The 13,640-nt window shown below is 66.6% G+C and carries 15 protein-coding genes; 11 read left to right on the top strand and 4 right to left on the bottom strand.

Going from position 1 to position 13,640, the window contains the following annotated elements; all coding sequences use genetic code 11:
* Positions 1-60: 60 nt before the first annotated feature.
* Positions 61-1,185, bottom strand: coding sequence for a molecular chaperone DnaJ (gene dnaJ / locus ASE58_RS03475; RefSeq protein ID WP_055759688.1), 1,125 nt, complete (start codon positions 1,183-1,185; stop codon positions 61-63).
* A gap of 113 nt (positions 1,186-1,298) precedes the next feature.
* Entirely contained in the window at positions 1,299-3,206 is a 1,908-nt protein-coding gene (gene dnaK / locus ASE58_RS03480) for a molecular chaperone DnaK (protein ID WP_055817849.1), read from the bottom strand.
* 155 nt (positions 3,207-3,361) lie between these two features.
* Here dnaK and ASE58_RS03485 point away from each other — a divergent pair, with 155 nt between their 5' ends.
* Positions 3,362-3,799: a copper chaperone PCu(A)C gene (locus ASE58_RS03485; protein ID WP_055894737.1), complete on the top strand. Its 438-nt coding sequence runs from the start codon at positions 3,362-3,364 to the stop codon at positions 3,797-3,799.
* A gap of 41 nt (positions 3,800-3,840) precedes the next feature.
* Positions 3,841-4,257 (top strand): hypothetical protein, encoded by a 417-nt coding sequence (locus ASE58_RS03490; RefSeq protein WP_055818183.1) that lies wholly within the window; start codon positions 3,841-3,843, stop codon positions 4,255-4,257.
* Positions 4,258-4,267: 10 nt separating this feature from the next.
* Here ASE58_RS03490 and ASE58_RS03495 read toward each other — a convergent pair whose 3' ends face one another.
* A complete protein-coding gene (locus ASE58_RS03495) occupies positions 4,268-5,086 on the bottom strand; it encodes a TonB family protein (RefSeq protein WP_162233499.1) in 819 nt (272 codons plus the stop codon).
* Between the two features lie 131 nt (positions 5,087-5,217).
* Here ASE58_RS03495 and ASE58_RS03500 point away from each other — a divergent pair, with 131 nt between their 5' ends.
* The 9 genes from ASE58_RS03500 to ASE58_RS03540 all read left to right on the top strand — a co-directional run bounded on the left by ASE58_RS03500 (position 5,218) and on the right by ASE58_RS03540 (position 11,602).
* On the top strand, positions 5,218-6,024 hold the full coding sequence (locus ASE58_RS03500; RefSeq protein ID WP_055817854.1) for a DUF1206 domain-containing protein: 807 nt from the start codon (positions 5,218-5,220) through the stop codon (positions 6,022-6,024).
* Positions 6,021-6,392: a GCN5-related N-acetyltransferase gene (locus ASE58_RS03505; protein ID WP_235513476.1), complete on the top strand. Its 372-nt coding sequence runs from the start codon at positions 6,021-6,023 to the stop codon at positions 6,390-6,392. The genes ASE58_RS03500 and ASE58_RS03505 overlap by 4 nt, the downstream gene beginning before the upstream one ends.
* On the top strand, positions 6,389-9,349 hold the full coding sequence (gene uvrA, locus ASE58_RS03510) for an excinuclease ABC subunit UvrA (RefSeq protein ID WP_055817856.1): 2,961 nt from the start codon (positions 6,389-6,391) through the stop codon (positions 9,347-9,349). The genes ASE58_RS03505 and uvrA overlap by 4 nt, the downstream gene beginning before the upstream one ends.
* A complete protein-coding gene (locus tag ASE58_RS03515; protein ID WP_055817858.1) occupies positions 9,346-9,915 on the top strand; it encodes a hypothetical protein in 570 nt (189 codons plus the stop codon). Before uvrA ends, ASE58_RS03515 begins: the two co-directional genes overlap by 4 nt.
* Positions 9,905-10,051: a hypothetical protein gene (locus ASE58_RS18255; RefSeq protein ID WP_235515891.1), complete on the top strand. Its 147-nt coding sequence runs from the start codon at positions 9,905-9,907 to the stop codon at positions 10,049-10,051. Before ASE58_RS03515 ends, ASE58_RS18255 begins: the two co-directional genes overlap by 11 nt.
* A 97-nt stretch (positions 10,052-10,148) precedes the next feature.
* A complete protein-coding gene (locus ASE58_RS03525) occupies positions 10,149-10,559 on the top strand; it encodes a hypothetical protein (RefSeq protein WP_055817862.1) in 411 nt (136 codons plus the stop codon).
* A gap of 190 nt (positions 10,560-10,749) precedes the next feature.
* Positions 10,750-10,962, top strand: a complete 213-nt coding sequence (locus ASE58_RS03530) for a cold-shock protein (protein WP_055759663.1) — start codon at positions 10,750-10,752, stop codon at positions 10,960-10,962.
* Positions 10,963-11,022: 60 nt separating this feature from the next.
* Complete coding sequence (locus tag ASE58_RS03535; RefSeq protein ID WP_055759661.1) at positions 11,023-11,226, top strand: hypothetical protein; 204 nt, start codon at positions 11,023-11,025, stop codon at positions 11,224-11,226.
* Between the two features lie 49 nt (positions 11,227-11,275).
* Positions 11,276-11,602 (top strand): hypothetical protein, encoded by a 327-nt coding sequence (locus ASE58_RS03540; protein WP_055817864.1) that lies wholly within the window; start codon positions 11,276-11,278, stop codon positions 11,600-11,602.
* Between the two features lie 30 nt (positions 11,603-11,632).
* On the opposite strand, the gene ASE58_RS03545 is transcribed toward ASE58_RS03540, so the two are convergent.
* The gene (locus ASE58_RS03545; RefSeq protein WP_055818185.1) at positions 11,633-13,624 is read right to left on the bottom strand and encodes a TonB-dependent receptor; all 1,992 of its coding nucleotides are present in this window, start codon (positions 13,622-13,624) and stop codon (positions 11,633-11,635) included.
* Positions 13,625-13,640: the final 16 nt, after the last annotated feature.

Genomic DNA, 13,640 nt, shown 5'->3' on the forward strand with positions numbered 1-13,640 from the left:
CATAACACGTCCTTGTCATCCCGGCGCAAGCCGGGATGACGAAGATTTGGCCGGCTAGACCTACCCGCCGAGCGCAGTCTTCAGCCGGCTGAAGAAGCCCATCGATTCGGGGCATTCCTCACCGGTTTCGGTTTCGCGGAACGCCTCCAGCAATTCCTTCTGCCGCGCCGACAGCCGGGTCGGGGTCTCGACCTCGATATGGATCACCATGTCGCCATGCCCGCGCCCCTGCAGCACCGGCATGCCGGCCCCGCGCTGGCGCAGTTCCTTGCCCGACTGGATGCCGGCCGGCACGCGGATGCTGTGCTTCTGCCCGTCGAGGCCGGGAATTTCGATCGTGCCGCCCAGTGCCGCGGTCGTAAAGCTGATCGGCGCGCGCGCGTGGAGCGCGGTTCCTTCGCGTTCGAACAGCGCGTGGCGCTTTACATGCAGGAAGATGTAGAGATCGCCCGACGGCGCGCCGCGTGCGCCCGCCTCGCCCTCGCCGGTCAGCCGGATGCGGGTGCCTTCGTCTACGCCGGGCGGGATGTTGACCTGCAACGTCTTCGTCTGGTCGACGCGGCCTTCGCCGTTGCACACCGGGCACGGGTCGCTGATGACCTGGCCTGCGCCATGGCAGGTCGGGCAGGCGCGTTCGACGACGAAGAACCCCTGCTGCGCGCGCACCTTACCGTGGCCGTTGCAGGTGTGGCAGGTCCGCGCCTTGGTCCCCGGCGATGCGCCGCTGCCGCCGCATGGCCCGCAGGACGTGGACACGTCGACGGTGATCTCGGTCTGGTGGCCATGATAGGCCTCGTCCAGCGAAACCTCCATGTCGTAGCGCAGGTCAGCGCCGCGACGCGGCCCGGCACGCCCACCCTGGCGGCCGCCACCCATGAATTCGCCGAAGACGCTTTCGAAAATGTCGGAAAAGCCGCCAAAATCCTGCGCGCCGGCACCGGCACCGCCCGCGCCCTGACGAAAGGCGGCATGGCCGTAGCGGTCGTAGGCCGCGCGCTTCTGCGGGTCTTTCAGGCAGTCATAGGCTTCGTTGATCGCCTTGAACTTCGCCTCGGAATCCTTGCACCCGGCATTCTTGTCGGGGTGATATTTGATCGCGAGCTTGCGATAGGCCGACTTGATCGTCCCCGCATCCGCGGTGCGCTCGCATTCGAGCAGCTCGTAGAAATCGACTTCGGTGGTCATTCGAAAACCCCAAAAGCCCTCTCCCCTTCAGGGGAGAGGGTTGGGAGAGGGGAAGTCACGCAACGGCCCCTCTCCCCGGCCCTCTCCCCGCAAGCGGGGAGAGGGAGCAGTCATTACGCCTTGTGGCTGTCGTCGACTTCCGAGAACTCGGCATCGACCACGTCGTCGGCCTTGGTCTCCGCCTGGGCGTCGGCCGCAGGCGCGGCTTCGGCCTGCTGCTGCTTTTCGTAGATCGCCTGGCCGAGCTTCATCGCAACCTGGGCGAGCGCGGTGCTCCTCTCGGTCATGCGCTCGGCATCGCCGCTCTCGACCGCTGCCTTGGTTTCGGCGACGGCGGCTTCGATCTCGGACTTCAGCGACGCGTCCACCTTGTCGCCATTGTCGGCCAGCTGACGCTCGGTCGTGTGGATCAGCGATTCGGCGTTGTTCTTCGCCTCGGCACCTGCACGACGCTTCTTGTCCTCTTCGGCAAACTGCTCGGCATCGCGGACCATCTGGTCGATGTCGTTGTCCGACAGGCCGCCCGAGGCCTGGATGCGAATCTGCTGTTCCTTGCCGGTGCCCTTGTCCTTGGCGCTGACGTTGACGATGCCGTTGGCGTCGATGTCGAACGTGACCTCGATCTGCGGCACGCCGCGCGGCGCGGGCGGGATGCCGACCAGATCGAACTGGCCCAGCATCTTGTTGTCGGCGGCCATTTCGCGCTCGCCCTGGAACACGCGGATCGTCACCGCACCCTGATTGTCGTCGGCGGTCGAATAGACCTGCGACTTCTTGGTCGGGATGGTGGTGTTGCGGTCGATCATGCGGGTCATGATGCCGCCCAGCGTCTCGATACCCAGCGACAGCGGGGTCACGTCGAGCAGCAGCACGTCCTTCACGTCACCCTGCAGCACACCGGCCTGGATCGCGGCACCGATCGCCACGACTTCGTCGGGATTCACGCCGGTGTGCGGTTCCTTGCCGAAGAACTGCTTCACGACTTCGCGCACGCGCGGCATGCGGGTCATGCCGCCGACCAGCACCACTTCGTCGATCGCGCTCGCCTGCACGCCGGCATCGGCCAGCGCCTTCTTGCACGGCTCGAGCGTCCGCTTGACCAGATCCTCGACCAGACGTTCGAGGTCGGCACGGGTGATCGACTTGACCAGGTGCTTCGGACCGGTCGCATCCGCCGTGATGAACGGCAGGTTGACTTCGGTCGTCTGCGCCGACGACAGCTCGATCTTCGCCTTTTCAGCGGCTTCCTTCAGCCGCTGGAGCGCCAGTTTGTCCTTGGTCAGATCGATACCTTCGATCTTCTTGAACTCGTCGGCCAGGAACTGCACGATCTTCGCGTCGAAGTCTTCGCCTCCGAGGAAGGTGTCGCCGTTGGTCGCCTTCACCTCGAACACGCCGTCGCCGATTTCCAGCACGGAAATGTCGAAGGTACCGCCGCCAAGGTCATAGACCGCGATGGTCTTGTTATTGTCCTTGTCGAGCCCGTACGCCAGCGCCGCCGCCGTCGGTTCGTTGATGATGCGCAGCACTTCGAGGCCGGCGATCTTGCCGGCGTCCTTGGTCGCCTGACGCTGGGCATCGTTGAAGTATGCGGGCACGGTGATGACCGCCTGCGTCACGGTTTCGCCGAGATACGATTCCGCCGTTTCCTTCATCTTCTGCAGGATGAACGCGCTGATCTGCGACGGCGAATATTCCTCGCCGCCCGCCTTCACCCACGCATCGCCATTAGGGCCCCGCGCGATGGTGTAGGGAACCAGCTCGGTATCCTTCTTGGTGACCGGATCGTCGAAGCGGCGGCCGATCAGGCGCTTCACCGCGAAGATCGTGTTGTCGCCGTTGGTGACCGCCTGACGCTTGGCCGGCTGGCCGATCAGCCGCTCGCCATCCTTGGCAAACGCGACGATCGACGGCGTGGTGCGCGCGCCTTCCGCATTTTCGATGACCTTGGGGCTACCGCCCTCCATCACCGCGACGCAGCTGTTGGTCGTGCCCAGATCGATACCGATTACTTTAGCCATGGTCCCTCATTGGCCCCCGGGTTGAAATACTGCCTGGACCCAGGCGGCACGGGGAGGTGCCGTCCGGATCGTTCCGAGGGCGGATATAGGCAGGGTTCGGCTTGCCGCAAGATTATGCGCGGCATAGGGAACCGTATCGGGACAGGAGCGTGCGCATGAAGACACGGTGGATGGCGTTGATGGGAGCAGCGATCGCGCTGACCGGATGCCAGAACCCGCCCCGGGTCGAGGATGCCTGGGTCCGCCTGCCCGCGGTTCCCGGGCGCCCGGCCGCGGGCTATGCCACGGTGTCGGGCGGGTCATCGACCACGGCGCTGATCGGCGTCACCACATCGGCCGCGGCCCGCAGCGAGTTGCATGAAAGCATGACCGGCCATGGCGGCATGGCGGCGATGCGCCCGCTGAAGGAATTGTCGTTCGCGCAGGACAAGCAGGTCCTGCTGCGGCCCGGTGGCGCGCATGTGATGCTGTTCGACGTGAAGCCCGGCCTGCGCCCGGGCGCGACGATCCCGCTGACGTTCCGGTTCGACGGGTGGGAAGACGTTACCGTCGACGCAAAGCTGGTCGGCGCAGGCGATCCGGCGCCGAAGTGAAGCGTACGCTCACCCCGGCCGAAACCGACCTCGCCCGCACCATGTTCGGCGACACGATCGATTATGCCCGGGCGCGGGTGGCGAATGCGAAATGGGCGTTCTTCCAGCCGAAACAGGTCGCGATGGCGCCGACCGGCTGCATCCATTTCCATCCGCAAGGCACGCTGTACCGTGACGATTTCGCGCACGCCGGGCGCGATCTGGCCGCGCTGTTCCTGCATGAGATGATGCATGTCCACCAGACGCAGCATCGCGGGCGCTACTGGCTGCCGCTGATGCGGCATCCGTTCTGCACCTATGCGTACGACGTCGTGCCGGGCAAACCGTTCGAGGCATACGGCATCGAGCAGCAGGCGGAGATCGTCCGCCACGCGTTCCTGCTGCGGCAGGGGGTGGCGGTGGAGGGCAAGCCACCGCTGGCGGTGTATGAGGCGCTGCTGCCGTTCGCGCGGGGGTGAGGCCGACCGATCAGCGCGGCATGCTCCACATCACGCGCCGGGTCGAATAGGATTCGACCGGCTTCCCCGCCGCATCGAGCGCGGGACGTAGATAGCGGCCCCGTCTCAGGATGGCATCGCAGGACGCCTTGTCGAGGTCGGCCGATCCCGACGTCTCGACGATCTTGCAGTCGGAAACACGTCCCGTCGTAGAGATGATCCAGGCGATCGTTGCGGCACCCTGCGCGCCCCTGTTCAGGGCACTGCTCGGATAATCGGTGTAGCTGATCCATTCGGCCGGCTTTTCCCCTTCCGCACGCGTCACGACGGCGGCGATCTTTGCCGGGTCGTAGCCGAGATGTTCGAGCAGACTGACCTCGCACTTGCGCAACGCCGCGACGAGGGGCTTCCCCATGCCCAGCGCGACGGAAACCGCCGGTCCCGTTTTCGGCCGGACGGTAAACACCGGGGCATCGACCATCGCATCGAATGTCGCGCGCGAAATATAATAGGTCAGCACGGCATCGTCGCTCTTGGGGAAATATACCCGCGTGCCCATCGGCTTGCCGTCGAGCGGAAGATCGCGTCCCGGCGCCTCCAGCGTCAGTTCGAACCGGCCTTCCTTGCCCAGCCTGTCTCGCTTGCCCAGGATGACGGCCTGCATGGTTTCGCCGAACGGGGTCGGCTTGAATCCGATGGTGACCGGGGCAGCGGGATCGCCATAGCCGCGGCTGACGACGCACATCTTCTCGGCATATTCGACGTGCCACCGGCTGACCGGCGTCATCGGTGGCGCGGCGGGGGCGCTGGCCTGCCCCACCAGCAACAATGTCGATACCAGCATTCTCATCTTTTCCTCCCCCCGATCCCCGAAGCGAGACTGCATCCGACGGGACGGGCCTGCAAGCAGCGATGCCGGACGGAACCGCTGTCGCCGCCAGATGGTTGGCGCGGCGAAACGATTCGAAAGGCTTGCGTGCGATGACCACCCGTTCCGGCGCCACGCTTCTCGCCCGTCTGGGGTTTGCTGCGCGCGGGGTCGTGTATTGCATCGTCGGCTGGTTCGCGATCGACGCGGCGCTCCGGGGCGGGAAGGCAGGCGACAATCAGGGGGCGATCGCCAGCCTGGCGGACGAACCGTTCGGCGAATGGCTGCTGGCGGCGATGGCGGCGGGGCTGGCCGGCTATGCGCTGTGGCGGCTGACCGAGGCGCTGTTCGATCCCGAGGCGCAGGCGAACGACGCCAGCGGCGCGTTCCGCCGCGCGGGACATGCGGTGAGCGGCATCGCCCATGTCGTGCTGGCATGGACCGCCGCGCGCCTTGCGGTCCACAGCGCGCGAGCGACCGGGCGGGTCGGCGGAGAGGACAGCGCGCATGACTGGACCGCGTGGCTGCTCGACCAGCCGGGCGGACGCGTCCTGGTGGCGCTGGTCGCGGTCGGGCTGCTCGCGGCGGCGGCGCAACAGGCAAAGAAGGCCTGGAGCGGCGAGTTCGCCCGTACCCTGTCGGGCGACACGCCGGTGCCCGATTATGTCTGCACCATGGGCCGCATCGGCTATGGCGCACGCGCCGCCGTGTTCGCGGCGATCGCGGTGCTGTTCGTCGGCGCGGCGTGGGCGGCGGATGCCGATGAAGCCGGCGGCATGGCGAGCGGCTTCGCGCTGTTGCAGCGGCAGGCGGGCGGGCAGTTGCTGTTGACCGCGATCGGCATCGGCTTTGTCGCGTTCGGTGCGTTCAGCTTCGTCGAGGCACGCTGGCGGCGGCTGCACGTCCGGCTGCCGGCATGACCGCGCGGGCGGCGCTGGAGGCACGGTGGCTCGACCTGACGCGGCGCGTGCTGCCGGGCGTCGCGCGCGAGCGCGGCTGGCCGGTGGTGGGCGACCATTGTTTTCAGCGCATCCTGCTCGACCATGCCTTTGGCGGGGTGTGGTACGATCATGTCGCGGGTCGCCCGGCCTATGCCCATGCCGATGGGCCGGCGCTCGAACGAGCGGTGGCGCTGGGCGAGGCTGCGCTCGCGGGCGGGGCCGATCTGGCCGCCCTCAACCGTCAATCGCTGGCATGGCGCGGCAAGGCCCCCTCGAAACCGGGAAGGCGCGCCCCCATGTCACCGACTAGCCATTTCAGTAGAACGAAGATAGAACGGATCGCATGAGCCTGACCCATATCTCCGTCCGCGGTGCGCGGGAGCATAACCTCAAGGGTGTCGACATCGACATCCCGCGCGACACGCTGACGGTCATCACCGGCCTGTCGGGTTCGGGCAAATCCTCCCTCGCCTTCGACACCATCTATGCCGAGGGGCAGCGCCGCTACGTCGAATCGCTGTCGGCCTATGCGCGCCAGTTCCTCGAGTTGATGCAGAAGCCCAATGTCGAGCATATCGAGGGGCTGTCGCCGGCGATCTCGATCGAACAGAAGACGACCAGCCGCAATCCGCGATCGACGGTCGCGACGGTCACCGAAATATACGATTACATGCGGCTGTTGTGGGCGCGGGTCGGCGTGCCCTTCTCGCCCGCCACCGGCCTGCCGATCAGCGCGCAGACGGTCAGCCAGATGGTCGACCGGGTACTGGCGCTGCCCGAGGGCACGCGGCTGCTGCTACTCGCGCCGGTCGTGCGTGGGCGCAAGGGCGAGTATCGCAAGGAACTGGCCGAATGGCAGAAGGCCGGGTTCCAGCGGGTGCGGGTCAATGGCGAGGTCCATCTGATCGAGGACGCGCCGACGCTCGATAAGAAGTTCAAGCATGACATCGAGGTCGTGGTCGATCGCCTGGTGGTGAACCCGGAGGTTGCCACCCGGCTGGCGGAGAGTTTCGAAACCGCGCTGAAACTGGCCGACGGGCTCGCCTATGTCGACCTGCTCGATACGACCGTTGCCGAGGCGCAGTCGAGCAACCCGCCGATCCCTAGCGAACAGGGCGACCGCGCGACCGAGGCCGCGCCGCAGACCGGCAAGCTGAAGGGTGCGGGCATCCCCGACAACCGCATCGTCTTTTCGGAAAAGTTCGCCTGTCCGGTCAGCGGCTTCACGATCAGCGAGATCGAGCCGCGCCTGTTCAGCTTCAACGCGCCGCAGGGGGCCTGTCCCGCGTGCGATGGCCTGGGCGAACGGTTGGAGTTCGACGAGGACCTGATCGTCCCGAACCACGAACTGTCGATCAAGAAGGGCGCGGTGGTGCCGTGGGCGAAGTCCAACCCGCCCTCCCCCTATTACATGCAGGTGCTGGGATCGCTGGCAAAGGCGTACAGCTTCTCGCTCGACGCTGCGTGGAAGGAGCTGCCCGCCGAAGCGCAGCGCGTGATCCTGCACGGCACCGCGGGCAAGCCGGTCACGCTCACCTTCATTGACGGCAAGAAGTCGTACGACGTCAAGAAGCCGTTCGAGGGGGTGCTGGGCAATCTCAACCGGCGGATGCTGTCGACCGAGAGCGCATGGATGCGCGAGGAACTGGCGAAGTACCAAGCGTCGCAGCCGTGCGAGACTTGCCATGGCGCGCGGTTGAAGCCCGAGGCGCTGGCGGTAAAGGTGGCGATGCAGGACATCGCCTATGCCACGCATCTGTCGGTGGTCGACGCGCTACGCTTCTTCGAAGGGCTGCCCGAGCATTTCAACGACCAGCAAAAGGCGATCGCACAGTCGATCCTGAAGGAGATCGTCGAGCGGCTGGGCTTCCTCAACAATGTCGGCCTCGATTATCTGAACCTCGACCGGACCAGCGGCACGTTGTCGGGGGGCGAGAGCCAGCGCATCCGCCTAGCGTCGCAGATCGGCAGCGGGCTGTCGGGCGTGCTCTATGTCCTCGACGAACCGTCGATCGGGCTGCACCAGCGCGACAACGACATGCTGCTTGCCACGCTGCGCCGCTTGCGCGACCTCGGCAATACCGTGCTGGTCGTCGAGCATGACGAGGATGCGATCCGCACCGCCGATTATGTCATCGACATGGGACCGGGCGCGGGCGTCCATGGTGGCGAGATCGTCGCCAAGGGAACGCTGAAGCAGATACTGAAATCGAAGGGATCAGTCACCGCCGATTACCTGAACGGCACCCGATCGGTGCCGCTGCCGGAGGTGCGGCGCAAGGGCAATGGCAAGAAGCTGACGGTGCACAATGCCACCGCCAACAACCTGACCGGCGTCACTGCCAGCATTCCGCTCGGCACCTTCACCTGCATCACCGGCGTGTCGGGATCGGGCAAGTCGAGCTTCACCATCGACACGCTTTACGCCGCCGCCGCGCGCACGCTGAACGGCGCACGCATCGTGCAGGGCAAGCATGACAAGATCACCGGGTTGCAGCACCTAGACAAGGTGATCGATATCGACCAGTCGCCGATCGGCCGCACGCCGCGGTCGAACCCGGCGACCTATACCGGGGCCTTCACGCAGATCCGCGACTGGTTCGCGGGGCTGCCCGAGGCGCAGGCGCGCGGCTACAAGCCCGGCCGGTTCAGCTTCAACGTCAAGGGTGGCCGGTGCGAGGCGTGTCAGGGCGACGGCGTGCTGAAGATCGAGATGCACTTCCTGCCCGACGTCTATGTCGAATGCGACGTGTGCCATGGCGCACGCTACAATCGCGAGACGCTGGAGGTGAAGTTCAAGGGGATGAGCATCGCCGACGTGCTCGACATGACCGTCGAGGATGCGGTGGAGTTCTTCAAGGCAGTGCCGCCGATCCGCGACAAGATGGCGATGCTGGCCGAAGTGGGCCTGGGCTATGTCAAGGTAGGGCAGCAGGCGACCACGCTGTCGGGCGGTGAGGCGCAGCGGGTGAAGCTGGCGAAGGAACTGGCGCGGCGCGCGACTGGCAACACGCTCTACATCCTCGACGAACCGACCACGGGCCTGCATTTCGAGGATGTGCGCAAGCTGCTGGAGGTGCTCCACCAGTTGGTCGAACAGGGCAATACCGTGGTGGTGATCGAGCATAACCTCGACGTCATCAAGACCGCCGATTGGATTTTGGACATGGGGCCGGAGGGCGGCGTGAAGGGCGGCAAGCTGGTCGCCGAGGGCACGCCGGAGAAGGTCGCTTCGGTCGAGGGTAGCTTCACCGGACGCTATCTGAAGCCGTTGCTGACCCCGAGGGCACAGGCGGCGGAGTGAGCCCGTGGCGTCCGGAGTTCGTGGCCGGCCTTGAGCTGTTCGCGCGGATCAGTTCCGAGATGGCGCGACGGGGCTTTGGCCGGCCCGTTCTGGTCGGCGGGGCTGCGGTCGAAATCTATTCTGGCGGTATCGTCGCGACCGGGGATTTCGACATCGTGGTCGCGCGGGACGATGTGCTGGTACAGATTTTTGTCGAGACGGGGTTCGAACGCCCGCATGGCGCAGGCGTCGCGACCAGAGGGTGGGTCTATCGCGACTTGCGCCTCGGGTTCGAGATTGTCGACACGGTGCTGCTCGACGGTGCTGCCGACAGGAATCGCGTGCGAATGCTTTCGGTGTCCGCCGATGACGCTTTTGAAATCATTTCGGTGGAAGACTTGATCGCGGATCGGATGGGCCAATACGGCTCGGGCACTGCGCAGGAAATGCTGGGACAGGCCCAAATCTTGTTCGAGCTTTCGCCCGAACTGGATATGGATTATCTTGAAAGACGGATACGCGAAGAAACGTCGAACGAACATGGCATCGCAACCTTACGCTCCGGCCCCGGAGGTCATGTCGCTTGAAGATTTCGGGCGCGATCTAACGCGTCGTCGCGCGGCGCTGGGCAATCCGGAGCTCCCGCGCAACGCCGGCGCTAACCGGACGGATAGCAAGCGCGCGCTGCTGGCGGCGATCGAGCATGCCGGTGGGCGCTGGTAATTACGCCTGCGAAACTATTGTTTTCCGTATAATTTCGGAACATCCGCCCATCCCCGGCATTCCGGTTTGATCGATATCAAGCGAAGGACATGTCGTCATGCGTGCGCTCACCCTCGGCCTCGTCGCCGCTGCCACCCTGGTTTCCGGATGCACCGATTATGGCATGGGCGGCCCGCGCTATGCCGATGCCGGCTATAGCCGCTATGACTATGACCGCCCCGATCCGGCGTATAACGGCTATGACGCCGCGCGCTATTATCGCGACGACCGCCGCTATCGTGAGCGCCGCTTGTCGCAGAATGATCGCGTCTATGTCGGCAATGATGGTCGCTATTACTGCCGTCGTGACGATGGCACCACCGGCCTGATCGTCGGCGGGATTGCCGGTGGCGTGCTCGGCACGGCACTGCGTCCGGGCGGCTCGGGCCTGCTGGGCGCGATCCTGGGCGGGGCAGCCGGTGCGGCGGGTGGTCAGGCGATCGATCGCAACAACGTGCGCTGCCGCTAAAAATACTACCCACCTACTAATGGCTTTCGTCGACCTGCCCCTTGCATGGGGGCAGGTCGATACCCATTTGTCATGGGCTACAGTCGCAAATCGATGGTGTCCTGCTTTGCGGCAAGTTCCTTCTTTCCCTGCTGCCTAAGGCACGGGGGTCGGGTGTTTCCGACGCCTGCAACATTCGGAAGGAACGATCATGGCCACACTCGGCACCGTAAAATTCTTCAACATCGACAAGGGCTATGGCTTCATCGCCCCCGATAATGGCGGAACCGACGCCTTCGTCCACATTTCGGCGGTCGAGCGCGCAGGGATGGTCACGCTGAACCAGAACCAGCGCCTCGGCTATGAGCTGGAAGAAGACCGGCGCGGCCGGGTCAGCGCGGTCAACCTGACCGCCGCCGACTGATTTCTATGGGGCGGGTGGAGCGACCTCCACCCGCCCCTTTTGCTTGCAGGAGAGGTTTTCTTGGCCGACACCGCCGAAGCCTATCGCGCCCGCGCCGCCGTGGAGCGCGCCAATGCCGAAGCCGCGACGCTGGACAATGTCCGCGACCGCTGCCGCCGCGCCGAACAGGCGTGGACCGAGATGGCCGACCGGGCCGAGCGCACCACCGAACAGCGGCTGATCCGCGAAGCCGCCACCGTACGGCGGAGCGAAGCCGTCGGTTGAACCTGTCTGCGCGCCGGTCGTTGGACCGGCGACAGCAAAAGGATCGACCATGGCCAAGCACAAGAAACACAAGCCGAAATCGCGCACTGCCGGGGTTTCGACCCTGCGCACGGTTGCGCTTGCCGCAGCGGGTATCGTCGTCGGCGTGGTCGGCGTGCTGCTAGCACGGCGCAAGCCGTCCGAAGGCCATGCCGCCCCCGACCTGGCATTGGGCAAGGATCGCCCCGGCCCGGCCGATCGCGCTCCGCCAGCGTTCCGCCCCGACCCGACTGCCCCGGTAACCGCCGCCGAGCGCGAATCGCTGCGCCCCGCCACCGGCCCGGCGCCCTCGATCGTCGAACCGCGTGGCAGCATGGCGTCGCAAACCGGCGCCTGACACCAACGGGGCGGTTGGCCGCACGCCCGGTCAGCCGCCCAGCCGCACCGCCAGCCACAATGTGCGCGGGGTCGCCCGCTCCACCACGCCGTCGCCGCCGATGGCGGTTTCGATCCGGGCGTCCGTGACGTTTTCCGCCCGCGCCTCTAGCGTCAGCCAGCGTGTTGCCGGCATCGCCGCGACCAGATCGAGCGTCGTCGCGGCAGACAATCGGCGCAAATTGGCATCATCCTCATACTGGCCGGCGACATGGCGGAGCGTTGCCGCTGCCTGCCACCGGTCGCGGCGCCAGCCGAGCGTGGCCGACCCACTATGCGCCGGGGTCTGCGCCGGACGCAGGCCATCCAGTACGCCACCGTCGCGGACCCGCGCATCGGTATAGGCATAGGACAGCTGCGCCTCGACCGGCCCCAACCGCCCCGATGCGTCGAGCTCGACCCCACGCACGCGAACATGGTCGAGATTTGCCCGTCGGCGAAACACGCCGGCGGCCGAGACAAAGCCGACTCCCGGAAAATTGCCCGGCCCATTCGAAATCGTCGCATTGGCGATGGCATCGCGCAGGTCGTTGCTAAAGGCGGTCGCGGCAAGGCGGATTGCAGTCGTCGGGCGCAACTCGACACCCGCCTCCCCGCCCCACAGCGTCTCCGGCGCCAAGGCGGCGTTGGCCGCGGTCGCATCGGCACCCACCCGGAACGGACGGTAAAGTTCGTTGAGGGTCGGCAGGCGCCAGCCGCGATAGCCCGCCAGTCGCAGCGTCATAATATCGGCGGGCGTCCAGGCCATGCCGACACGACCGGTCGGTTCCCACCCCCGTCGATCGGCGAAGCGCTGATCGGTCAGGGTCGCGCCGGACAATGCCGCCTCCTCCAACCGGCCATCGGCGATGGCCCAACGGTCAATGCGGCCACTCGCGCTCAGCACGACAGCGCCGGTCGTAACGCTGGCATCGGCAAACAGGCCGGCCGTTACATTGCGCCCGCCCGCGACCCGCCGCCGCGTCGGACTGCCCGCGACATAGGTGTAAAGCTCCTGCGTCTCACCGGTCACGCTGCGCACATCACCGCCCAGCCGCAGCGCCAGCGCGCCCACGACCGGCGCGATTTCCGCGCGACCGCCGATGCCGGTCGCCGGCACGTTATACTGGGCGAGCGTCGGCGTGGTCGATGCCCGCCCCGCCCCGACGCTGGCGAAGCGGCTCGCGAAGGCGCGGGTCTGAAGATAGCCGAGCAGCGACCAGCCGAGCGATCCGCGCCCGACCAGCCGGATGCTGGCATCGGCGCCTTCGCTGCGATTGTCGGTAAAGGCGAGGCCCCGGTCGCGACGGTCGGTGAAGCCCGACACATTGGCCTGCAATTCGGTGGTCGCCGCGACCTGCACCACGGCGCGGGCGGCGGCGCTGCCCTGTTCATAGGGTGCCGGCCTGTCGGCGGGGCCGCGATCCTCGCGCACGATCGGCACGAATCCGTCGCCACGGGCATAGGCGCCGGACAGGGTGGCGAACCCGCCGCCACGCACCAACGCCGCCGATCCCCGCGCGTCCAGCGAGGCGCGGCTGCCCCCGGCGATCGACGCGGCAAAGGGAGCAAGCTCACCCGGTTCGCCGCTGTCGAGTTCGATCGTCCCGGCGAGCGCCCCCGGCCCGGCGACGCCGCTGCCCCCGCCCCGCGTCACCCGGATGCGGCCCAGCCGATCGGTGGCATAGGCGGGAAAGGCGACCCAGCCGCCGAACGGATCGGCCTGCGGCACGCCGTCGAGCAACAGCAGCGCCCGGCTGGAGGCATTGCCACCCAGCCCGCGCAGGGTGATCCCCTGCGATGTCGGATTGGCGCTGCGGGAATCGGAGCGGCGGAATTGCTGCAGCCCGGCGACATCGCGCAGCACGTCCTCGACCCGGCCGCTGGCGGATTGGAGAAGACGGTCACGGTCCAGCGTGACGCTGTCGTACACGCGGTCGCCCGGCGCATCGGCAAGGCCGCGCCCGGTGACGACGATCTCCGGCACGTCCTGCGCCATCGCCATGCCCGGCCATGCGGCG

The organism is Sphingomonas sp. Leaf9 (genome assembly GCF_001421355.1).
GTDB lineage: Bacteria > Pseudomonadota > Alphaproteobacteria > Sphingomonadales > Sphingomonadaceae > Sphingomonas.